Source organism: Nitrincola sp. (genome assembly GCF_048264025.1).
GTDB lineage: Bacteria > Pseudomonadota > Gammaproteobacteria > Pseudomonadales > Balneatricaceae > Nitrincola.
Genome location: NZ_JBLXDN010000034.1, coordinates 16,818 through 38,188, shown reverse-complemented (window position 1 = coordinate 38,188; position 21,371 = coordinate 16,818). Strand labels below are relative to the sequence as shown.

23 protein-coding genes, 1 tRNA gene, 1 CRISPR repeat array and 1 riboswitch are annotated in these 21,371 nt (G+C 50.7%); of the genes, 12 read left to right on the top strand and 12 right to left on the bottom strand.

What is annotated here, in order from left to right:
- Positions 1–306, top strand: a 306-nt coding sequence (gene cas6f, locus ACN0R1_RS17425; protein ID WP_417585187.1) for a type I-F CRISPR-associated endoribonuclease Cas6/Csy4, incomplete at its 5' end; no start/stop codon positions are given.
- 130 nt (positions 307–436) lie between these two features.
- Positions 437–1,725: a CRISPR direct-repeat array (repeat unit 28 nt; unit sequence GTTCGCTGCCGTACAGGCAGCTGAGAAA).
- A 121-nt stretch (positions 1,726–1,846) separates the two neighbouring features.
- Positions 1,847–2,818, top strand: coding sequence for a ribonuclease Z (locus ACN0R1_RS17420; RefSeq protein ID WP_417585185.1), 972 nt, complete (start codon positions 1,847–1,849; stop codon positions 2,816–2,818).
- On the opposite strand, the gene ACN0R1_RS17415 is transcribed toward ACN0R1_RS17420, so the two are convergent.
- A complete protein-coding gene (locus tag ACN0R1_RS17415) occupies positions 2,819–3,361 on the bottom strand; it encodes a glutathione peroxidase (protein ID WP_417585183.1) in 543 nt (180 codons plus the stop codon).
- Between the two features lie 103 nt (positions 3,362–3,464).
- Between ACN0R1_RS17415 and ACN0R1_RS17410 the strand changes: the two genes are divergently transcribed.
- On the top strand, positions 3,465–4,676 hold the full coding sequence (locus tag ACN0R1_RS17410) for a CynX/NimT family MFS transporter (protein ID WP_417585181.1): 1,212 nt from the start codon (positions 3,465–3,467) through the stop codon (positions 4,674–4,676).
- Between the two features lie 20 nt (positions 4,677–4,696).
- Here the strand turns inward: ACN0R1_RS17410 and ACN0R1_RS17405 are convergent, their stop codons facing one another.
- The 6 genes from ACN0R1_RS17405 to ACN0R1_RS17380 all read right to left on the bottom strand — a co-directional run bounded on the left by ACN0R1_RS17405 (position 4,697) and on the right by ACN0R1_RS17380 (position 10,509).
- Positions 4,697–5,704: an alpha-L-glutamate ligase-like protein gene (locus tag ACN0R1_RS17405; protein ID WP_417585179.1), complete on the bottom strand. Its 1,008-nt coding sequence runs from the start codon at positions 5,702–5,704 to the stop codon at positions 4,697–4,699.
- Positions 5,701–7,221, bottom strand: coding sequence for a UUP1 family membrane protein (locus tag ACN0R1_RS17400; RefSeq protein ID WP_417585177.1), 1,521 nt, complete (start codon positions 7,219–7,221; stop codon positions 5,701–5,703). Before ACN0R1_RS17400 ends, ACN0R1_RS17405 begins: the two co-directional genes overlap by 4 nt.
- On the bottom strand, positions 7,218–8,015 hold the full coding sequence (locus ACN0R1_RS17395) for an ATP-dependent zinc protease (protein WP_417585175.1): 798 nt from the start codon (positions 8,013–8,015) through the stop codon (positions 7,218–7,220). Before ACN0R1_RS17395 ends, ACN0R1_RS17400 begins: the two co-directional genes overlap by 4 nt.
- Positions 8,016–8,458: 443 nt before the next feature.
- Positions 8,459–8,535, bottom strand: a riboswitch (cyclic di-GMP riboswitch).
- A gap of 280 nt (positions 8,536–8,815) precedes the next feature.
- Positions 8,816–9,430, bottom strand: a complete 615-nt coding sequence (locus ACN0R1_RS17390; RefSeq protein ID WP_417585173.1) for a DUF1294 domain-containing protein — start codon at positions 9,428–9,430, stop codon at positions 8,816–8,818.
- Between the two features lie 249 nt (positions 9,431–9,679).
- Positions 9,680–9,856 (bottom strand): hypothetical protein, encoded by a 177-nt coding sequence (locus ACN0R1_RS17385; protein ID WP_417585171.1) that lies wholly within the window; start codon positions 9,854–9,856, stop codon positions 9,680–9,682.
- 197 nt (positions 9,857–10,053) lie between these two features.
- Positions 10,054–10,509 carry a hypothetical protein gene (locus tag ACN0R1_RS17380; protein WP_417585169.1) on the bottom strand — a complete coding sequence of 152 codons (456 nt, stop codon included), beginning with the start codon at positions 10,507–10,509 and terminating at the stop codon, positions 10,054–10,056.
- A gap of 239 nt (positions 10,510–10,748) precedes the next feature.
- Here ACN0R1_RS17380 and ACN0R1_RS17375 point away from each other — a divergent pair, with 239 nt between their 5' ends.
- The 4 genes from ACN0R1_RS17375 to ACN0R1_RS17360 all read left to right on the top strand — a co-directional run bounded on the left by ACN0R1_RS17375 (position 10,749) and on the right by ACN0R1_RS17360 (position 14,314).
- The gene (locus ACN0R1_RS17375) at positions 10,749–11,327 is read left to right on the top strand and encodes a recombinase family protein (RefSeq protein ID WP_417585167.1); all 579 of its coding nucleotides are present in this window, start codon (positions 10,749–10,751) and stop codon (positions 11,325–11,327) included.
- Positions 11,328–12,090: 763 nt separating this feature from the next.
- The gene (locus ACN0R1_RS17370) at positions 12,091–12,345 is read left to right on the top strand and encodes a hypothetical protein (protein WP_417585165.1); all 255 of its coding nucleotides are present in this window, start codon (positions 12,091–12,093) and stop codon (positions 12,343–12,345) included.
- Between the two features lie 117 nt (positions 12,346–12,462).
- Positions 12,463–13,674 (top strand): primase-helicase family protein, encoded by a 1,212-nt coding sequence (locus ACN0R1_RS17365; RefSeq protein WP_417585163.1) that lies wholly within the window; start codon positions 12,463–12,465, stop codon positions 13,672–13,674.
- 151 nt (positions 13,675–13,825) lie between these two features.
- Positions 13,826–14,314 carry a hypothetical protein gene (locus ACN0R1_RS17360; protein WP_417585161.1) on the top strand — a complete coding sequence of 163 codons (489 nt, stop codon included), beginning with the start codon at positions 13,826–13,828 and terminating at the stop codon, positions 14,312–14,314.
- A 97-nt stretch (positions 14,315–14,411) separates the two neighbouring features.
- Here the strand turns inward: ACN0R1_RS17360 and ACN0R1_RS17355 are convergent, their stop codons facing one another.
- From ACN0R1_RS17355 to flgA, 5 genes are all read right to left on the bottom strand, one after another.
- Positions 14,412–15,773, bottom strand: a complete 1,362-nt coding sequence (locus ACN0R1_RS17355) for a DUF6538 domain-containing protein (RefSeq protein ID WP_417585159.1) — start codon at positions 15,771–15,773, stop codon at positions 14,412–14,414.
- 177 nt (positions 15,774–15,950) lie between these two features.
- Positions 15,951–16,027: transfer RNA gene (locus ACN0R1_RS17350), tRNA-Arg, on the bottom strand.
- A gap of 35 nt (positions 16,028–16,062) precedes the next feature.
- A complete protein-coding gene (gene flgN, locus ACN0R1_RS17345; RefSeq protein WP_417585157.1) occupies positions 16,063–16,563 on the bottom strand; it encodes a flagellar export chaperone FlgN in 501 nt (166 codons plus the stop codon).
- Positions 16,564–16,568: 5 nt separating this feature from the next.
- Positions 16,569–16,895, bottom strand: coding sequence for a flagellar biosynthesis anti-sigma factor FlgM (gene flgM / locus ACN0R1_RS17340; RefSeq protein WP_417585155.1), 327 nt, complete (start codon positions 16,893–16,895; stop codon positions 16,569–16,571).
- A gap of 148 nt (positions 16,896–17,043) precedes the next feature.
- The gene (gene flgA / locus ACN0R1_RS17335) at positions 17,044–17,748 is read right to left on the bottom strand and encodes a flagellar basal body P-ring formation chaperone FlgA (RefSeq protein WP_417585153.1); all 705 of its coding nucleotides are present in this window, start codon (positions 17,746–17,748) and stop codon (positions 17,044–17,046) included.
- 66 nt (positions 17,749–17,814) lie between these two features.
- On the opposite strand from flgA, the gene ACN0R1_RS17330 reads away from it, so the two are divergent.
- The 5 genes from ACN0R1_RS17330 (at position 17,815) to ACN0R1_RS17310 (ending at position 21,360) form a co-directional block, all read left to right on the top strand.
- The gene (locus ACN0R1_RS17330; RefSeq protein ID WP_417585151.1) at positions 17,815–18,756 is read left to right on the top strand and encodes a chemotaxis protein CheV; all 942 of its coding nucleotides are present in this window, start codon (positions 17,815–17,817) and stop codon (positions 18,754–18,756) included.
- A 22-nt stretch (positions 18,757–18,778) separates the two neighbouring features.
- Positions 18,779–19,618: a CheR family methyltransferase gene (locus tag ACN0R1_RS17325; protein ID WP_417585149.1), complete on the top strand. Its 840-nt coding sequence runs from the start codon at positions 18,779–18,781 to the stop codon at positions 19,616–19,618.
- Between the two features lie 200 nt (positions 19,619–19,818).
- The gene (gene flgB, locus ACN0R1_RS17320; protein ID WP_417585147.1) at positions 19,819–20,220 is read left to right on the top strand and encodes a flagellar basal body rod protein FlgB; all 402 of its coding nucleotides are present in this window, start codon (positions 19,819–19,821) and stop codon (positions 20,218–20,220) included.
- A gap of 2 nt (positions 20,221–20,222) precedes the next feature.
- The gene (flgC, locus tag ACN0R1_RS17315) at positions 20,223–20,657 is read left to right on the top strand and encodes a flagellar basal body rod protein FlgC (RefSeq protein ID WP_417585145.1); all 435 of its coding nucleotides are present in this window, start codon (positions 20,223–20,225) and stop codon (positions 20,655–20,657) included.
- A 19-nt stretch (positions 20,658–20,676) separates the two neighbouring features.
- On the top strand, positions 20,677–21,360 hold the full coding sequence (locus ACN0R1_RS17310) for a flagellar hook assembly protein FlgD (protein ID WP_417585143.1): 684 nt from the start codon (positions 20,677–20,679) through the stop codon (positions 21,358–21,360).
- The last annotated feature ends 11 nt before the right edge of the window (positions 21,361–21,371 follow it).

Here is a 21,371-nt window from a genome sequence, read left to right as displayed (position 1 = left end):
GACATCCTGCCGGTCCCTGAATCGGTGCAATACCGGACCGTTTCGCGGCGTCAGTTCAAAACCAGCAGCGAACGTCTGCGCCGGCGCCGCATGAAGCGCAAGGGCGAAACCTGGGAACAGGCAGCCGCCGCAATCCCTGATAGTGTTGAGCGCAGACCGGATCTGCCTTATGTGCACCTGAGAAGCCAAAGCACGGAGCAGAGTTTCACCCTGTTTATAGAGCAGGGGGAGCTGAGGGAGCAGCCGACCAGTGCCGAGTTCAATACCTATGGGCTCAGCCGGCAGGCAACGATCCCCTGGTTTTGACCCTTTTTCGGGTGTAAAGAAAACCATGCTTTTAAATCAAACACTTACCTGCCCTCTTGAGAAAAGGGGGTAGGCAGGTATTTGTGTGTTTGTTCTTTAAAAATCAGCGAGTTATAGTTTTATTGTTCTAGTTCGCTGCCGTACAGGCAGCTGAGAAAGGATGCAGACCCGTGCAGAACGGTACAGGGGCGTTCGCTGCCGTACAGGCAGCTGAGAAAAGGCTGTGATCCAAGAGATCACCCGGGCACTTGTTCGCTGCCGTACAGGCAGCTGAGAAATCACCACCATAAGGGTGTTTTGGTTTTGGAATGTTCGCTGCCGTACAGGCAGCTGAGAAATTATCCAGCTTGGCGTTAATCGACTCAAGGCTGTTCGCTGCCGTACAGGCAGCTGAGAAATAATGCCGCCCCCACCACCTGGGCGCTTTAATGTTCGCTGCCGTACAGGCAGCTGAGAAAGGCAACACCCGCGCCGACAACTGGCCAGTGGGGTTCGCTGCCGTACAGGCAGCTGAGAAATGATCGAATGTCGCCGGGACGCTTGCCGATACGTTCGCTGCCGTACAGGCAGCTGAGAAAAGCGACATTCGTTGAGGCGTATTTGCAGGTCTGTTCGCTGCCGTACAGGCAGCTGAGAAAAAGCACATCAGCAAGCTGCGTATATACCAGCGGTTCGCTGCCGTACAGGCAGCTGAGAAACTGATCGTCACAGATAACACGCATTACCTCGGGTTCGCTGCCGTACAGGCAGCTGAGAAAAACAAGCGTGACGCCCCTATCTGTTGCGTACGGTTCGCTGCCGTACAGGCAGCTGAGAAAGCTTAAAAATGTACGAACTGGATGAGAATGGCGTTCGCTGCCGCACAGGCAGCTGAGAAAACTGGCAGCGGTCATGCCGTCAAACTGGTTCATGTTCGCTGCCGCACAGGCAGCTGAGAAAGTCTGGCTGGCACTCTCTGAGGCAATGCGGACGTTCGCTGCCGCACAGGCAGCTGAGAAATCAAGCCACGCAGGGCGCAACGATGGGCACTGGTTCGCTGCCGCACAGGCAGCTGAGAAAGGCGATGGGACCGAACCCGATTGCAGTAGAGCGTTCGCTGCCGCACAGGCAGCTGAGAAAAGTCGAGCACCTGTTTAAAGAACTCAATGGTTGTTCGCTGCCGCACAGGCAGCTGAGAAAAAGCTCGATACCGTGCAGGTGTCGTTCGGTGAGTTCGCTGCCGCACAGGCAGCTGAGAAAACTGATCGATAGTGCCATCGCCAAACAGGCGAGTTCGCTGCCGCACAGGCAGCTGAGAAAGTGCGCAACCGCCGTGAACAGAAGCGCCGCAAGTTCGCTGCCGCACAGGCAGCTGAGAAAATTCTTGCCACCGCTTTTGATGTTTCAGCACCGTTCGCTGCCGCACAGGCAGCTGAGAAAGCACAGGAACGTGCTGCCGCTGCTTCTGCCGCGTTCGCTGCCGCACAGGCAGCTTGTAGCTATTTTGAGTGACGAAGATGGTAGATTGTTCTTCAATAGAGCATCGAAGGTAAACGCCTCCATGAACCTGATCTTCCTCGGCACCTCGTCCGGTGCACCCACTCGTCAACGTAATGTCAGTGCACTGGCCATTCAGCCTGAGCGCGGGCGTGGCTGGGTATTGGTCGATTGCGGTGAAGCAACACAGCATCAGTTGCTGAGGACCCGCTTATCGCCCCTTAAACTGAAAGCAATTCTGATTACTCATATTCATGGGGATCATTGCTACGGCTTGCCGGGGCTGTTGGCCTCCTGTCAATTGAATGGCCGTACCGAGCCATTGGCGCTGGTGGGTCCTGCCGCTGTCTGGTCCTATCTGCAATCGGTCATTGAGCACACCGAGTTGCGCATTGAGTACCCGCTGGAATTCGTTGAAGTGTCCGAAGGGCTGGCGCTGGAGCTGGATGAATTCGGTGTTACAGCGACTCAGTTGAGCCATCGAGTTGAATGCTGGGGTTACAGGCTGGAGGAACGTCAGATCCCGCAAGGTCTGGATACCACGCGACTTCAGTCTGAAGGCGTGTTGCCCTCACCGCTCTATGGGCAGTTGCAGAAGGGGGAGCAAGTGGTGCTTCCGGATGGGCGTGAGTTGAATGGCGCCGACTATTGCCTCCCGGCCCATGCGCCGCGTGCTCTGGTGGTGGGGGGAGACAACGATCAGCCGGAGCTTCTGACAGCTGCCTGCAAGGGAACTCAGGTGCTGGTACATGAGGCGACTTACACTGAGTCAGTGCTGCAGAAGGTCGGGCCAGAGCCTCAGCATAGCAGTGCCTTGCGTGTGGCGAAATTTGCGCAGTCTCAGCAGCTGCCAGCGCTTATCCTGACCCATTTCAGCCCACGCTATCGCAAGGTGCAAAGGCGAAAAGGGGAGGCCTCGCTGGATGAAATCCGGGACGAAGCACTCAGTCAATATGATGGCGATCTCTTTCTGGCAGACGATTTTGATTCTTTCAGCATTTCACGCGACGGGCGGGTTCAGCGAATAGATGCTTGATCACAACACAGCTTCGATCGCCTTTCTGAGTTTTTTATCATCGGGTGACGTCATGCTGGAAAAAACGGCTGTTACACGACCTTCACGATCAATCACGTATTTGTAAAAATTCCATTTGGGCGGTGTGTCGGTCTGACGGGCTATCTCACGGAAGATAGGGTGGGCATCGCTGCCGCGCACGGCAATCGGTGAGTACATGTCGAAGGTGACGCCAAAATTGTAGCGGCACACTTTTGCAATTTTTGCCTCATCCTTGGCTTCCTGCATGAAATCGTTGGACGGAAAGCCAACCACTTTCAACCCTTGATCCTTGTATGCCTGGTGCACGCCTTCCAGCCCTTCAAATTGTGGGGTAAAGCCGCAATGGCTGGCGGTATTGATAACCAGCATGGGATGCCCTTCGTAAGCAGTACGAAGATCTACGATCTCCTCAGCGTGCAGACGTTTGATCTGGTGATTCAGCAAAGCGTCAGTATCGGGCTCAACGGCCATTGCAACTTGGCACAGGCTCAAGCCCAGAATGGATGTCATTAGGCGTTTCATGGCGATCTCTGCTTAAGTGGTATGTTGATGATACGCAGTCTGTTCATTTTGGTTCAGTGTCGCAGGCGCGTACAATGCGCCTTTTTCTCACAGGGACTCTCCATTGAACACTTCAGCCACTCGCTCACGCAGGCTGCCGCCTGAAATCCTGGTGATGCTGGCAGGGATTACGGCAGCCTTGCACATCGGAAAGTTGCCGCCGGCGATTCCTGTGCTCCAGGAGGAGTTGGGTGTGAGCCTGGTGCAGGCTGGGTTCATGCTGTCGCTGGTCCAGTTGGCGGGCATGCTGGCCGGTGCGCTTATCGGTGTGTTGGCGGATAGCGCCGGGCTGAGGCGCAGTATTCTGACCGGCTTGAGTGTTCTGACGCTGACCAGTGTGCTGGGTGGTTTCGCGGCTTCTGCCACTGAATTGCTGGTTCTGCGCGGGTTTGAGGGCTTCGGCTTCCTGTTGGTTACCCTGTCGGGACCGGGCTTGTTAAGGCAGTTGGTGGCACCGGAAAAGCTCAGTGTGAGTCTGGGCTGGTGGGGTTGCTATATGGGGTTTGGTACCGGCACGGGGTTGCTGGTCGGTCCCTGGTTGATGCAACAGCTCGGCTGGCAAGGCTGGTGGTGGCTGATTGCGTCGGTAACGGCATTGATGTTGGTGGCGGTTCTGATACGAGTGCCGGCGGATCAACGCGATCACAACCCGCGCACAGGCTCTCCGTTGGCGGGATTACGTGCCATTGCCGGTCGACTCAAACTGATATTGAGTCGACCGGGGCCCTGGCTGGTGGCGATGATCTTCGCTACCTATTCGGGTCAGTGGTTATCGGTTATCGGTTTCCTGCCGTCCATTTATACACAGGCAGGTCTTGAAGGTTCGCTGGTGGGTGTGCTGACCGCGTTTGCAGCCGTGGCTAATGTGGTGGGCAATGCCGCATCGGGTCGCCTGATGCAGGCGGGTTTCAAGCCGAAGCAACTGCTGTATGCCGGCTTTGCTGTTATGACACTGACGACCTGGACCGCATTCTCATCGGTTACATCTGAGTTGCCCTGGTTGCGTTATGTCGCTGTGCTGATGTTCTCTGCCGTCAGCGGTGTGATACCCGGCGTCCTGTTTTCTTTGGCCGTGCGCTTGGCGCCGGATACCAGTCTGGTGTCCACAGCCGTGGGCTGGATGTTGCAGTTGTCGGCCTTGGGGCAGTTTATTGCGCCCCCGGCGATCGGCGCGCTGGCGGGTTGGGCCGGTGGCTGGCATTTGACCTGGTTGGCCACCGGCTGCATGTCCGCACTGGGTGTGTTTTTGGTGACGCGAGTTGGGCGCCTGATTTAACAGTGGCCCAACCCTTGACGTTACATCTGTAGCAGAGGCTCGAAGGCTGCAGACACCGGTGCCGGCTTGGGAATATTTTCGGCACCGGCTTGGGTCATGGCCCAATACACCCGCTCCGCGGGTGTCAGGTGAGGGCGTTTCAGCGCCTCAATCGCCTGAAGTCGAGGCAGCAACCCTTGCCCGTTAGCGATTTGAATGGCCAGACCGGGGCGAGCGTTGAGTTCAAGTAACAGGGGGCCACGCTCCTCATCCACTACCAGATCCACACCCATGTACCCGAGTCCTGTAGCCTCGTAGCAACGGCTGGCCATACCGAGCAGGTAGTGCCAGTTGTGAATACGAATGTCGGCTAGCCTGAGACCATTATCGGGATGCTCGCTGAGTGGCCGGTCGAACTGGACCGCATTCAAGGCATGGCCATTGGCCAGATTAAGCCCCACGCCTACCGCACCCTGATGCAGGTTTGCCTTGCCGTCTGAGGCCTGTGTTGCCAGGCGCAGCATGGCCATCACCGGATAGCCCTTGAATACGACGATACGAATATCCGGCACGCCCTGATGCGAGTAGGCTGCGAGCCTCGGTTCACTGCGGACCAGCGCTTCAATGACGGCGACATCGGGCGAACCGCCCAGTGAGTAAAGACCGGCCAGTATATTCGACAGGTGACGCTCAATATCAGCAAGGCTGAGGCGACTGCCGGAGGGTTTCAGAAAATCATCTCCCTCACGGCTGGTGATTACCAGGATGCCTTTGCCACCTGAGCCTTTGGCGGGCTTGATGGCAAAGCCGTCCAAGTTCGCAACCTGCTCGCGAAAGTGCGCGATTTCATGCTGCTCACGCACTACCTGCAACAGGCGAGGGCTGGCAACATCGTACTCATCCACCACCTGTTTGGTCAGCAGCTTGTTGTCGACCAGGGGAAAGGCTCGGCGGTCGTTATAGCGCGCTATATAGTCAATGTTGCGCTTGTTCATGCTGAGCATGCCCTGCTTTTTGAGCGCGCGTGGACGAATCCAGTCAAACATCATTGATACCCCTTCATGGGTGCAAAGCGGCGCAACTCGGTCAGTTTGTAGCCGGTGTACTGTCCCAGCAGCAGGATGATACCGAGCACGACCAGATGCAGTTCGGGGAAGTTGAAACTGAGGTGTTCCGCCAGAGGCGATCGCATCACCAGGTAAGCAAGAATGGCCACCAGCAAACTGCCAGCACCCTGAATCAGCACTTCGTGAGCACCTTCTTCCTCCCATAGAATCGACATACGCTCGATGGTCCAGGCCAGAATCACCATCGGGAAGAAGGTGACTGTCATGCCGGTGCTGAAGCCCATCTGATAGCCTACGATGCTGATACCGACCGTAATGAACAACACCAGAATGATCAGAGCCGAGATGCGGGATACCAGCAGCAGGTTCAGGCTCGACAGATAGCCTCGCATCATCAAGCCAAGGGTCACAACGCTGATGAACGCGGCCAATCCTGGCAGGAGTGAGGTTTGCACGAAGGCGACGGCAATCAATACCGGCATAAAGGTGCCGGACGTTTTGATACCGACCAGAATCCTCATCAGGCACACCACCAGCGCCCCCAGCGGCAGTAACAGCAGCATGCGGAACATGCTTTGCTGCTCTACCGGTAATTGATACAGGCTAAATGAACCGAATGAGCGGTCCTTGGCCTCGGATCTCAGAATCTGCAATGCCGGCAGGGTTTGGCGCAGCATTGAAAAGTGCACGCGGGAGCCAGAACCGCCGACCAGGTCCAGAAGAGGGCCCTGTGTCTGGCGCCACAAAAGCACGTCATCCGGAACTCCCTGGGCACCGGTACGTGGGTTAAACGTTAGCCAGCGGTCACCGTCGTGAACCTGTAGCCAGGGTTCAAGAGTTTGCTGACGACGGGCATCTTCCAGTTTCAGGCCGTCAGCGATTCGTGCTGGAATACCGGCGGAATTGAGGAGTTCAACCAGCGTGACAGGCAGCGATGCCTGGCTTAGAAGCAGGCGGGTGTTCTGATCCGGTGTCTGGCTGGTCAGTAACTTGATCAGCTCTCGTGCCAGGCTGGCCGGGTTGCTGGAAAGTGCTTCAGCCTGTTGCAGCAAGGCTTTGGCTGCGGTGGCTTCGGGCTCCTCCAGGAACACGTCGCTGGGTTCTATCGTGCCGGGCTCAAGCGGAGCGTCTTGCGCATAGCTGTCAGGAATCAGTCGTGTCTTGAAGTAGAGCGTCTGTGGGCCATTGGCGTTACGGATCGTCCACTCGGCACGGCGATCACCCTGATGCTCGGTAATGGCAAAGCCATAGCCGGGGGATGCAGCCTGTTCGGTCAGCGTATAAAAGCCGGGCGGCTGGTCAGGAATGTTCAGGTTGACACTGACAGGCTCGTTCCAGGCATCAAAGTCGATGCGTGCCTCGACCAGCCACACGGGCTGCTGCTTACCGGGTAACCAGGGAACACCCATCTGTACATGACGTATCACGGCTAATGATAAACCGGCCAGAATCAACAGCATTACCGCCAGATAAAAGGGCGCGCGGGAGCGAGGGATCATGGTGTGTCTTCCTGATTGGGTTTGCCCAGACCCTCAGGGAGCTGGGTTATATGCTCGCGACCGACATCGATCAACATCACATCTCGCAGCACATTTCGACCGATCAGGACTGGGTAGGTCAGGTGGTCTCGATCATTTAATGTGAATTCGGCTGTTTGACGGTGGTCGCCGATCACAAAGGGCAGCTCGACAACAGGACGACGCTCCGCCTCTTCACTGTTGGCCTGAATAATGTGGGCTCGGCGTGATAAAGGACGCTCCAACGTCACCGTTTCATCGGTTTCCGGGTGTGCAATTTCAAAACGGACCCAGTTGTCACCATCACGCTCAAAGGGCTGGATATTGGTGGCATGCAGGGAGGACGTTGTAGCGCCACTGTCTATACGCGCGTTGTACGTCAGCCCCGCCGAGGCAAGGTAAAACTTCTCCACTTCACCTACGACCAATTTGCCCTGATAACGGCCGGTATTTGTTGGCTGGGATGCAGGCGCCTGTGTTGGGCGGACGCTCGGACGTGAGTATTGCAGCTGGGCAAGAGCGCGGTTCTGCTCCTTCAATGTGGAACTCAACTCCTGGTGCTGGAAGCGCTGGGTTTCACCCAGGTTCTCCAGCTGCTGCTGGTTTACGGCGGCAAGGGTATCAAGTCGGCTCTGTTGTTGATGCAGTTGATCATTGAGCTGGTTCAGGTCCGCGCGTTCGATAAACAGATAGCGGTCATGGCTACAGGCGCTGAGCAAAGCTGTAAACAATATGAGAGACAAGGCGCGATGGAATGCACCCAAGGATTTAGACATTTGGAAATCTCCTCAAACCGGCCAGGCAGGCGGTTATACAAGGCTATTTAGAAGTTGAAACTGTGCAGAGTCTATACAACTGTGACTGAACGGCGGATGAAAGACGCGAGCGGTAGGTCGTGGACGCCGACGCGGGCGCCCACTGCTGGAGAGTCTTTGGCGCAACCAACAATCCTGATGGTCATTACCAAAGTTAATACTAGTGTATCTATTTAGATACATATGTAAAGAGTTGGCAGATGTGTCTTAACCAAGGCACTTGTTAAAACAAGGGAAAGGGTTTGGTGAGCGTAACAATGCAAAACGCGAGTATCACTGGCTGAAGAGACAGATAAAAGGGAGCGTGTGATCACTAGGTGCTATATAGACGATGGTTTTTCAGGGGGGGGCAAGAGCGAAATTCAACGCCTGCAGTGTATGAGCGAATTAGGGTGAATCTCTCTTTCGGTAACCAGGCGGCCATTCCTGTCGGCCCCTGGCTTTGCGTCTGTCGCTTGACCGACAGTAGCCTTTTTCGGGAGAGATTCTTCGCTGGAGTAATAAGTTGGACCGCTGACACAGTCAAACCTGAGATCGATAATAGCAGGTTAAATTGTAACCTGCCAATTCTGAAAGTGTGATATGACTCAAAAATGCGACTTTTTGATTACAAAAGGCGACGGCTTGCCCTGTGGGGGTAACGCTCAAGACAGGGGGCTAACCTCACATGCTTATTCGCCTGCCGATGTGGTGCACCTTGTCCTTTGGGATTTCGTCGCTTTGCTACTGGGATGTGAAAGCGTGGCCGCCCAAGGGGGGATTTACCACTGTGCCAAGGGTACCCAAAACGCTCTACCGGGAGCGCTTGCCAAAAAGCCCACCAGCCCAAGGTTGATGGCAACTGTCCACCAAAACACACTTCGAAACTCCGCCTTCACGGATTTATGACGTAATAAACCCTGAGCACAGAGCGCGCCAGGCCATCCACCCAGCAGTGCCAGCATGTGCAAAGTCGATTCAGGAGTACGGCGTCGGTTCGCTTGTGCTGCGGACTTATCCAGGGCATAAACGATGAATGTCCACACGCTCAAAACAGCCATGGCCAAAGGGAGTTGCCAAGGCAGCAGGCCAATCATCGCAACCACGCTTATAGCGGCTAATACTGCTAAGGCCAGTAGCAGGGAGTGACTGCTTGATTGCTGGTTAGGCCTTTGCTTTCGCACGCTGGTGCCAGCCAGAACGACAGACTCTGCACGTGGGCGATTGTCTTTATCAGTGCTCGGCTCGAAGGTCACCAATTGGTTCACCTGTGGCAACAAGCTTCGGTCGCGCATCGCACTGACGTGAAAAAACAGTTCCTTGCCGCCTTCAAGTGGCTGAATAAATCCAAAGCCTTTATCCGCGTTCCACTTTTTGATGCGTCCCTTCATGGCCATGTGCTTCTTCCCTGGAGGTGTTGTCGAGCCGTTAAAATATCATACAGGTACCGTTATTGGCGTACTTTGGGGGTTCGGCTGGTTTTGCGGATAAATGAAGGAGAAAAGTGGTGCAATGATGTTAAGGAAGTGGCGCCCCAGGCAGATGCCGTATTTTATTGGATGTTATATTTAGTCGTTTAAAAACAATAAGTTATGCCATTGGGTAAGATGGTTTTATTCTTCACCTGTACCTCATTTCGTACCCTTTCACTCTACAGTAGAGACATCAAAACTGCCATCTGCGCCAGCTTTAGAATTTTTGCGGTAACATGCAACCAGTACAGCTATTCCAAGGAAAGGGAGCCAACGGTGCTCACCATCATTCTCAAGGAAGACGAACAGCTCTTCATTGGCGATAACATCATTCTGAGTTTCTACCGTCACCAAGACCCGCTTCTGAAGCGCTGCGGGATGCCTTCAGATACACGACAAGTGAAAATCTCAATTGAAGCTCCAGCCTCTGTTAGAGTCATTAGATCCGAACTCAGAAGGACCGAAGAAATCAATTAAATCCAAGATTGCGTAAACAGCTGGAGGCTGACACCACCATTTTTGAGTGATGCCAACCTTCGCCCATCAGCTCAGATACAGATGTCTCGGATCATTCTTTCTGTTGTTATTGCAAACCTCTCATCTTTTCTAGGCAGGTGCATCGTGATCGTAGATGCTAGGAACTGCTTATATCCTACATAAGCACCAAAACCATTTTTTGCATTTAGGGAACCACACAATAATTTCCCATCACCAAATGAGATAAGTTTTAGATCCTTGAATAGAACTGAGTCAGGGTCTTTGAAATTAGCTATAGAATCCCGTTTAATCTTCTCGATAGTAGGCATTTCACCATTCTCTGTAATGGTTCTTTGCAGAATACTAGCCTCGATCTCCCACATACGAGTCTGTGATGCCTTGTGTTTAGCTAAATCCTCATTAAACCTTTTAGTAGCTTCCTCTGCATAATTGGTTTTTGCTGGGACACAACCTAGCACAGACAAGGCAAAAATCGGAAAAAATAGAAATTTTGCAGGATGGATCATGGTGCAGCTCCTTACTATCTATAAGTATTCCTTAATAAAACGCATCTCTCAATGCTAACAACCCTACAGGCATTAACAATATCTTTAGTGAGCAATAAGATTTCGTAGTATCAACAATCGTTGGTTTTGTGACACCAGATAAATCATGCTTGAAAGGTGTCAATAAAATAGCCTTTGACTTTATGATACCATCATTTATAATGACACCACGTTAAACGATACCAGCAAGGAGCTACATCATGTCCCGCATCTTCGCTTACTGCCGAGTAAGTACTAGCGAGCAGACAACAGCTAATCAGATCAATGCCATTGAAGCAGCCGGTTATCAGGTAAAAGATCATCGCATTGTGTCTGAGACTATCTCAGGTGGTGTACATGCAATGGAAAGACCAGTCTTCTCAACACTGGTTAATCATAAGCTGGAAGCTGGTGACACTCTGGTTGTATTGAAGCTAGACCGACTCGGAAGGGATAACATAGACGTTCAGCAGACCATTACAATGCTAATGGACAAAGGCATCAGCGTTGTATCTCTGGATCTACCGTCTAGGGACTTAGCATCAGCGGAAGGTAAACTGATCCTTCAGATGTTTACAGCTTTTGCAGAGTTTGAAAAGAACCGTATCAAGGAACGTACTAAGGAAGGCCTACAACGTGCCAAGAAGGAAGGGAAGAAGCTCGGTAGACCCGTAGCAACTACCACAACTAAAGCTGTTCAGAAGGCTAAAGAGGAAGGTCTAAGCCAGTCTCAAGCAGCTAAGGAGCTAGGTATCAGTCTTGCCACTATCAAACGACATTGGAATAAAAAAGCGGTCTAAACAATAACCCCCTGCTGGTATCTGTCACCGCTTGTTGATACTCTTTTCAGAAATCAGTATTCATCTAAGGGAATAGATAATGCCTCTCATCACATGCAAGGACTGTGGTCACGACATTAGTACAGAAGCTCGGTCTTGCCCTCACTGTGGCAGACTAACCTCTAAATCGTATAGGGGTAGCCAAAAAACCTTTCGTCCATATTCCGCTTCTGGCTGTTTATTAATAGTGATTGGTATGATTTTTGGGGTGATGACACAAAATTTTTCTCTTTTAATCTTGGCAATATTCATATCAATTATTATTACATTTTTGGGGAAGCAGGCTGTTGATGATATGGACAAGCCTGAATGAATGGTCATCCCCTGTCTAGCTGTAGAAACAGACGCGGGGGTATAATCACCAGATTCTAAGAACCACCTCCACTTCATAATATTTCCTTGCTAACCACCTCTCAAGAACAATACCAATTTAATATTGATTACTATAGCAATCTGATTGACAAACACCCTCTTTACAAGCCACTCACAAGTATCCAATACAAATAAAAATACTTTGACAGCACCTTAAAATCAAGGTAGCATTTATAATATGGATTGAGAGATGTTTTTTAAGTCTCTTTAAGGGTTGACTCGATATACTCCTTCCCATATCCTATTTTAATAGAGTTGATTTACTAACCCTATAACAATTTGTCTATTTCTCAGCCTGCCGGTGTTTCTCACCCGCTGGGCTTTTTTGCGTCTATTATAAGGAGAACAACTAATGAAAACACACCATCAGAAGCTGGTTTCCAGCATTCTCGAACAATACACCACCGTCAATGAAGACGGAGAAACAGTTATTTCAGATGATTACCCAGCTAATCACAAAATCACTTTAGCCGGAGTAAAGCATACCCTTAGGCAGTGGGCCTATTATGCTTACTATGGTTATTTCCCTAAAGGTCGCATCAGGGTGGCCAGTACTAATAGAAAGCTCTTAGAACCTTCTTATATGTACTCAAAAGGTGAATTCTAATGCGTATCAGAGTCTATCAAAGCAACTTAATAAAAATGGTTGAACAGCTATGCGAGCAGTACAAGAAGACACCGACACAACTAATTATTTCACTAATAGAGAAGGAGGCACAACTTTATGCCAGCTCCGGAAAACGACATCCAAAACACCGTTAAGGAATTAAAAGAACAAGGTTATTACATCCGTACAAACCGAAACAAATCGTATTTGTACCACCCTGCCAGCAACACAGAATTAGCTATTGAAGACCTTGTTCATCCCTCTCAGAAAGCATATGTCTTCAAGTCACTGCCAAAGATTAACGAAGAAGTTTTTTTACCTAATAAAAATAAGCTAATACTTCTGCCGGGTGACTATTACCAACTAAATACTTGGAAACAATATAGTCCGAAATCTCAAGGTAGTGATAGTTGTATCAAGCTCTGGATTGAGTTCCTTGAAAGACTATTTCCAATAGAAGAAGAACGTAAACAGGTTGTTCAATTCCTGGCTCACATGATACAGAAGCCAGAGGAGAGACCAAGTTTTGCATTACTACTAACTAGTGAGCAAGGGACCGGAAAAGGGGTTTTGTTCAGCGAGATTTTGTACCCCTTGCTATGTGGTCAAGCTGTTCAGAATGATAACTACAGTACGTTTACTAGTAAGCACTCTAACAGCTTGCATGGGACCATGCTCTGTATGCTAGATGATCCGAAGTCAGATCACCCGTCAACAATGACAAAGTTGAAAAGCAGGATCTCTGAGTCAATGATTCAGATTGAACCAAAATATGAAATGCCAAGGACAGTACCTGTCTTCACCCGCATTATGTTAGCAAGCAACGAAAGAACCCCGCTTAAGCTAACAGAGAAAGATACAAGGCGTTGGTATGCACCGGGTTACATAAAACACCAAAGCAACCTCGTTGAAACACAGGTTTTTATTAAACGCCTCCTAAAGGAATTGGATTTAGACACAATCTATAATTGGTTTATGTCTCAGTCACTTGAAGGTTTCAATCACAAATCACCGCCAGAGACTGAAACTTTGTTAGCTATGGTTGAACGGTCTAAGCCTGAACTTGAGACAGAGCTTGAAGATTTTCTTAAGGATAGGAAAGTATTTCAATGGGAGTGTCTGAAAATGCATCTCAGTGACAGCTATTACGATAAGGAAATAAAAGACTTTTTAAGTCGTGAAGGGTATCAGAGTAAACGCTTGACTCTAAAAAGAAAGAAACAGACCTTCTGGTATCACTGTGACATCGACAGCAAAACGATTAAAGAGGCTGCTGAATCTTACATTCCTTACCCGTTCAGCTCTGAAGATTACAACACAACTTACTAAAAGTGGACACCCATAGACACCCATTGGTCAGCCACCCATATTAATGGGTGTCACGCTACATCCTTAGTATTTACTGGACTTTGACAAAGTGGACAACCATGACACCCACTTATGAAATTTTACTTTATATATTTATACAGGTTTTTAAATTATGCACTATACACAATCAGAATTTGATTCAAATGAAGAGTACAAATTTTTTACTCGTAACACTGAAAAACTTTCACCAGCTCAGTCATATTTATATCCAAATAGCTTTGAAGATTCAGAAGGCTGCACGTTCTGGGCTAAGCCCGATTTCATCTATCAAGACACCATCTACGTTGAATTCAAGTGCTATAAACTGAATAACAAGAAGACCCAAGACCATGCAGATGAATCGTGGAGCAAACAGCGTCATTGGATAACACGCAAGAACCGCCAGCAGAAGTTACTTGAAAACCATTGGAGCAATTCTGTGTTCAAGCAAGGAATAGTTGCAAGACACTATCAAGGCCGCTTCCTACTTGTATTCAAAGACAACACCAAGCTCTCTACTCAAGCAGTCAACAAGATGAAAGCTGAAAAGATCCCTTGGTGCTACGAATCAGAAATGCTAAACAACCTTGAAGAAATGCTTTCACGTCTCACTATTCACTGATTTCAGTACCAGCAAAGTCTGCAATAACACCTTTCTGAGTCAGACGTTGATATACTGCTTCAGCTTGTAGACTATCTTTCATGGCTCTCAGGGGTGTTTAGAAGCTGTATCCCTGACTATCTTCGTGTTTGTGCATTCTTTCCAGTGCATTGCGTAAGGTTGCCAGTGCTTCAGACTTGCCATAGTGCTGGATCATCTTATTGCTTGCCCAGCCCAGTATGTTGTCGATCTCAAGTTCTGGAATGCTGGCTTCAACCAGTCTGTCTCTCAGTGCATGCCTGAATGAATGGCTGGTACATTCGGGAATGATGGCTCTCAGCCACTTGTTTACGGCATTGCTGCAATTATCCCGTTTGTAGGTGTCGTCCTTGTTGTAGCGTTCAAAGGCGTAAACCTGGCCCTTAGATGCGTTTGCAACAATCTGCTTTGCAACCTCAAGGCTGACACCCGTCAGCGGTACTCGCCTTTCTGAATTATCGTTCTTTAGCTGTCTATTCTTAGCATGCCTTAACCGGATATGAGGTACTGCTTCAGTAAGCACAATGTCTTCCAGCATGAGACCGCCAAGCTCGTTACAACGGCAGCCGGTGTTCAGTAGCAGCCCGACTATCTGAGCTGTTACAAGGTGCTTCTTAGCTACCACAGCCGCATGAATCTCTTTCAGTTCTGACATGCTGGCGGTATGACGCTTGATAGTATCAGAACGAACATTCGCCAGCTCGACATCATCAAAAGGATTTTTAATGGTCATGTCATAGCGTTTGATTAGCGTTCTAACGCCTTTACGGACAATGCCGAGGGCTTTCTTCACTGTCTCTGTCTTGAGGCCTTCAGCGAGCAGCTTATCAACAACAGTCTGTGCATCCCTTGTTCGTATCTCGGCTAAATCCAAAACAGTCAGGCGGTCGATGAAGTAAGCATAGGTTCGGTTGATTTCATTCACTTTCTTCTGGTTCTGGGCCAGTTTCAAGGCTTGATCTCTTACTTCTGTCAGGCTGACCCTTTCTTCGTCATTGAGTATGTCTAATGCACGTTGCTGGTGTGGATGCAAAGGCTTGTAGATAGGATTCCATCTATCGTCATACCCATCATCCGACTGCTGCTCAAGATCCAGCATCATGATGTCATAGCCCCACAGAAACTGATCAAGTGGATGCGCGTTGTTTATCTGTTCTTGGGTTGGCTGACTGGGCTGGCGGGAGATAGGTGCATCTATGAGGTCGTATTTAGCCAAAAACCGAACGGCCTGATCTCGTTCACCAGACCCTCTCATTCTTTCAAATTCAAGGTCATAGCGTTTTGTTAGCTGCTGGGCTTTCCTAACAGCTTGCTGCTGGTCGTGGGTCTTGAGCGACTGCTTGATTTCGCGCTTTTTGAAAACGTCCCTGAGATCCTTGGGAATGTCTCTACGGTAGTAGTAAAGGCCTGACGCTTTCCTGACTAAGTACTTAACCTTCATTTGCAAGCATCCTGCTGTAAAGCGATAGCCACGCATAGTAACAAACTCCGCTGATTCAGTGCGGCATCTGCTGAAGGTCGTACTCTATTTCGTACCCGACTTCGTACCCTTTTAAGGTAGTGGTGAAAGTTAATTTCAATACTATCAAAGAGTTATCTGGAAGTGGTTGATTTGAAATGGCGCCCCAGGCAGGACTCTAACCTGCGACCTGCCCCTTAGGAGGGGGCTGCTCTATACAACTGAGCTACTGAGGCACGGTCGGGATTCTAACGTTAAGCGGATGTTTTTTCTAGGCTTTGCCCAAGCTGCGCTGGCCTTCGTAACGGCCTTCGTCGCCCGAGTTGTTGTACACAGTGTTACTGCGGGCATGACCTTGCAGAAGGGCCAAAAGCTGATCAGTACTTTGCTTACTGCGCAGCAGCACCTGTTCGTTGCGCATATTCAACTTCTTGACCGATTCGAGCTGGCTTTCCAGTTTTTCCCAGGCTTGAGTTAGCAGGGTGTTGGCGGGAGCAGGGAGGTTTTGGAAAAACTCCAGGACGGATTCAGACGTCGGGGAAACCTGCTGCTGATGCAATAGTTCATCTCGTGCCTTGATGGCACGATCCAGCTCAGAAAGGCAGTTAAGTTTGAGCTGGTTGTTTTGCGTCAGCAGGTCGGTGTTACGGTCCTGCAGTGCCTGAAGTTCGGTCTCAAGCAAAGGCTCAAGCTGCTGGAGCAGCTTGGTACTTTGATCGATCAGTCGACCCAGTTGGGCGCTGAAGTTGGCATCAGGTGCACTGACGGTCATCCGCGTTATTCACTCAATAGGCTGTCGAGCTGAAGCATGCTGTCAGCAATGCGCTCATTGTTGATCTGGTAAGAACCGTCTTCAATCGCGGCGCGGATACGGGCAACACGGTCGTTGTCGACGCCTCCGTTATCGGAGCTGTCTACTGAACGTTGCAAAGCCTGCGCAGTATCGCTGATGCGTACGGTATCCGCACGCTGGTCCACGCCTCGCTCTGTTGCCGCCGCCGGCTGGCTGGCTGCACCCGAGGGGGCGCTGCTCTGCTGGTCGCTGACTTTGCCACGGTTGCCAGCCGACTGGGTCGGGGACAGGCCGGGAAAATCGATAGCCATTTTACATTTCCTCGCATTCTGTTCTGTGCAAGGGTATCGGTCGCCTTGAAGAAAACTTTAATCTTTTTTGTTAGGGGTCAACAAAAATTACAGTTGCACACCCAAGCAGGGTCTCAGTATAGCGAAAAGAGCCTGACCCCGCGAGTTGTCAGGGCACTTGAACCTTACCGGGTGCTGTTATGCGGGCACGTATTTCAATATTCGAGCGGCTATTCAGGACAGAAATGACATCTCCTTCCTTACCGTTTTCCTGTGCAATCCCCTCGGTGCGAATCAGGATGCTGCCGCGCCTGGCTTCAATAACGACGGGGTCGCCACGCTGAACAGCCATTGCCTGAGCTAGCATACGAGGCGTAATGACGTTATCAGCACCAATGCTGATTCGAGCGACACGCCCAACAACGTCCTGCTGGCGCTGAAAGTAATCACCGTCCAGGCTGCTGATTTCACGCTCTCTTAATGCCAATTTGCCTGCATTCAGCCGGCTTCCTTTGACGATAGGGCTGGTGGCGACCACAATCGTTTTATACTGCTTGACTGTTCCGGTTACGAAAAGGCTCCAGCGTGGTTGGTTGCAGCTGGCTTTGGCGGTGATGCGTTGGCCGCTTTGGAGCGGTAATTTAACGTTCAGAGGACCCGTGCAGGGAGCAAGTCGAAGCTGGGAGGGAAGCGGGTTGAGCTGAATCTGAAGGCGGCTATCTGGCACTTTGGTAAGAAAGTGTTGTTTAATTGCTTCAGACACCTGAACGTTGATCTGTTCTGAGATAGTATCTGCGGATGCTGGTAAAGCCATTAGCCACCATAAGGTTATGGCCAAGGTGGCAGCAACTGGTGTTAAACTGGAAATACTCACGCGGGTGTCCTGGCGATACGAAGCCGGGCTAAACTTTTTGTTAACGACCTCGGGGTTGGTTAGATCATGTCAGGGATCCTGGATACTGTAAACCTGCGCACGCAGATGGTGGGCCAAAACCGCTTGGAGCTGTTGCTCTTCGGCCTGGAAACCAGTCAGAGATACGGCATCAACGTATTTAAGGTTCGTGAGGTGCTGCAATGCCCAGATCTTACGGAGGTTCCGCGTCAGACGTCCTCTATCAAGGGTATGGCGCATATCCGTGGTGAAACCATTCCTGTTCTGGATCTGTCCGAAGCTATCGGCCGAGCGCCGATCCCGGCCGAAGATCAACCGAAAAGTTTCCTGATTGTTGCTGAATACAACCGCCGTACCCTGGCGTTTATGGTGCGAAAGGTTGACCGTATTCTGAATACTCAGTGGGATCAAATCATGGCCCCGCCGAAAGAGATCGGTAATGAGAACTACCTGACAGCTGTCTTTGAATATGAAGGCAAGCTGGTTGAAATTCTGGACGTAGAACAAATCCTGGCCGATCTGTATCCGATGTCGACCGAAGTCAGTGAGGAAGTCGCAACTCATGAAGTGCGCCAACGTGCTCGCGAGCATCACGTACTTATTGTCGACGACTCGGCAGTTGCGCGTAACCAGATGCAACGCAGCCTGGAAGACTTGGGCGTTAAAGTGTCGGTGGCTAATAATGGCCGTCAGGCCCTGACAATGCTCCATGAGCTGCTGGATCGGCAGGTGGATGTGGAGAAACTGTTCCTGATGGTCATTTCCGATATCGAAATGCCAGAAATGGATGGTTACACCCTGACGTCCATGATTCGTGAGGATACCCGCATGTCTAAACTGCATGTGGTCCTGCATACGTCTTTGAGTGGTGGCTTCAACGTTTCCATGGTTAAAAAGGTCGGGGCTGATGGCTTCCTGGCCAAGTTCAACCCCAATGATTTGGCTGGTGTGGTTGTAAACCGTATCCGCCAGGTTGAATCTGCACAGTAAGTACACATAAGGGAACCGGCCTGTGAGCAGTGGCTTCAGCATATCGCCTGCAGAGTTCAAGGAATTCAGTACTTTTCTTGAGAAGAGCTGTGGCATTCTGTTGGCAGAGCACAAGCAATATCTGGTGCAAAGCCGCTTGAGCAAAATCATGCAGCAGCAGGGTTGTGGTGGGCTTAGCGACCTGGTGCTGCGGTTGAATCGCCCTGGGGGTAATACCCTGAAAGAGCAGGTCATTGATGCGATGACCACCAATGAAACGCTCTGGTTCCGCGATATTCATCCCTATGAAATTCTGCGCAATAAACTGCTGCCGGAGCTGAAGGCGGAAAACCGTTTTCAAAAGCTGCGCATCTGGTCCGCGGCCTGTTCGACGGGGCAGGAGCCTTACTCGATCAGCATGGTGATCGATGAGTTCAAGCAGGGTAATCCGGGGTCCTTTTCTTCCGGTGAAGAGATTCTGGCGACGGATATCTCTTCAACGGTGTTGGAGCAGGCGCGCAAGGGCGAGTATGAAATGCTGGCGCTGGGGCGAGGTCTGTCACAGGATCGTTTGCATAAGTTCTTCCAGTCTTCCCCGCAGGGAAGTTGGACCATTAAGCCGGCGATTAAAAGCCGTGTGCGCTTCCAGAGTCTGAACCTGTTGGGTCAGTACAGTACCTTGGGGCAGTTCGATCTGATATTTTGCCGAAACGTACTGATTTACTTCTCGTCTGACGTAAAGCTGGAAATTTTGCGCAAAATGCATCGGCAGTTGCGCCCTGGCGGTTACCTTTTACTGGGGGCTTCCGAATCTCTGTCAGGACTGAACGACCTGTACAAAATGATCCACTGTCGCCCGGGCATTATCTACCAGGCGATCTGATACCTCCTCAAATACCGAGAGCGGCAATCGCCGCTCTTGCCGCCTTGCCGGTACGACCTTGCCGCTTTCCGCCTGATTTGCCGTTCTGATTTTTTTCGCTTTGCTTTGAACTCTCCATATTAGGGCGTTTCATGCGATTGGCATGAGGATTGCTTTATTCAGAGCAAAACAAGCAGCGGCAATCCTTCGGAGGCATGTGCATGGCAATCAACTTCAATTCAGCACTGGGTATTCACGACGATGCACTGGCATTGCGTGGCCGTCGTGCAGAAGTGTTGGCCAATAACATCGCCAATGCGGATACGCCGAACTTCAAGGCGCGTGATATCGACTTCGCCGCCGTTTTGGCCGGTGAGACTGATAACAGCTATGAGCTGTCGCTGGATCAGACTTCTGTCGGTCATCAGGATGCATTCCTGTCGCCTGATACCGCTGCTGACCTGATGTTCCGCACTGCAACTCAGCCTTCAGTCGATGGCAATACAGTCGAGCTGCAGGAAGAGATGGCGCGTTATACCGATAACGCCCTGCGCTATCAGGCTTCATTCGAATTTTTGAACAGCAAGTTCAAGGGACTGACGTCCGCGATCAAGGGTGAATAAGCATGTCACTGAGTAACGTTTTCGACATCGCCGGATCTGCCATGAGCGCCCAGACCGTGCGTTTAAATACCACGGCCAGCAACATGGCTAACGCTGAAAGCGTGAGCTCCAGCGAAGAAGATACCTACCGCGCACGCAAGCCGGTGTTCTCTTTAAAAGAGATTACCCCAGAGCAGATGCCTGAAGACTATCGCTCGCTGGTGCCGGGTCAGGGTGTTCAGATCGATGAAATCGTGGAAAGTGAAGCGCCCCTGCGGATGGCGTACGAGCCCAATCACCCCATGGCGGATGAGCAGGGTTACGTGTACTACCCCAATGTGAATGTGGTTGAGGAGATGGCTGACATGATATCGGCGTCCCGCTCCTTCCAGATCAATGCCGATATTATGAATACGGCCAAACAGATGCTGCAGCGTACGCTGACGCTTGGCCAGTAAGCAGTGAGAGGAATACGCCATGAGTGATGTAAGCGGCGTTGGCAGCGGTAACATTTACGAACAGATTAACCGGGCAAATGCCAAAAGCTCGACAGCATCTTCAGGTATGTCTGAAGACCGGGAAATGTTCATGAAGTTGCTGATTGCGCAACTACAGAACCAGGACCCGACAAGTCCCGCGGATACGTCTGACTTTATGGAACAGATTTCCACGATGAGTAATGTGGAAAGTATCCAGAATCTTGCCACCACCATGGAGACGATGAGTAGCACACTGATCAGCAGTCAGGCGGCTCTTCAGGCTTCTTCAATGGTTGGGCAGCGTGCATACGTTAACACCAATATTGCCCAGCTCACTCAAGAAGGTGGACTGGTCGATGGCGTTGTGTCTACTGATGCGAGCTCCAGTGATATTCGTATCTCCATTTATGATGGTGCGGGTAATCGTGTAGACCGAGTCAGCATGGGAGCTATGCCTCCTGGCGATCACAACTTTGTTTGGCAGGCGAATGAAAGTCTGCCTGCGGGTAACTATCGCATTGTGGCTGAGGCTGCCACCGGTGCTGACGGGAAATATGAAGAAGTCGCAACCTACATGGGTTTCAATATTAACAGTGTCACCCTCGGTCAGAACGGTATTGGTATGAAAGTGAACACCAATATCGGTTCAATCGACATGAGTGACGTGAAGCAGCTGGGTTAAGTGAGGTAATC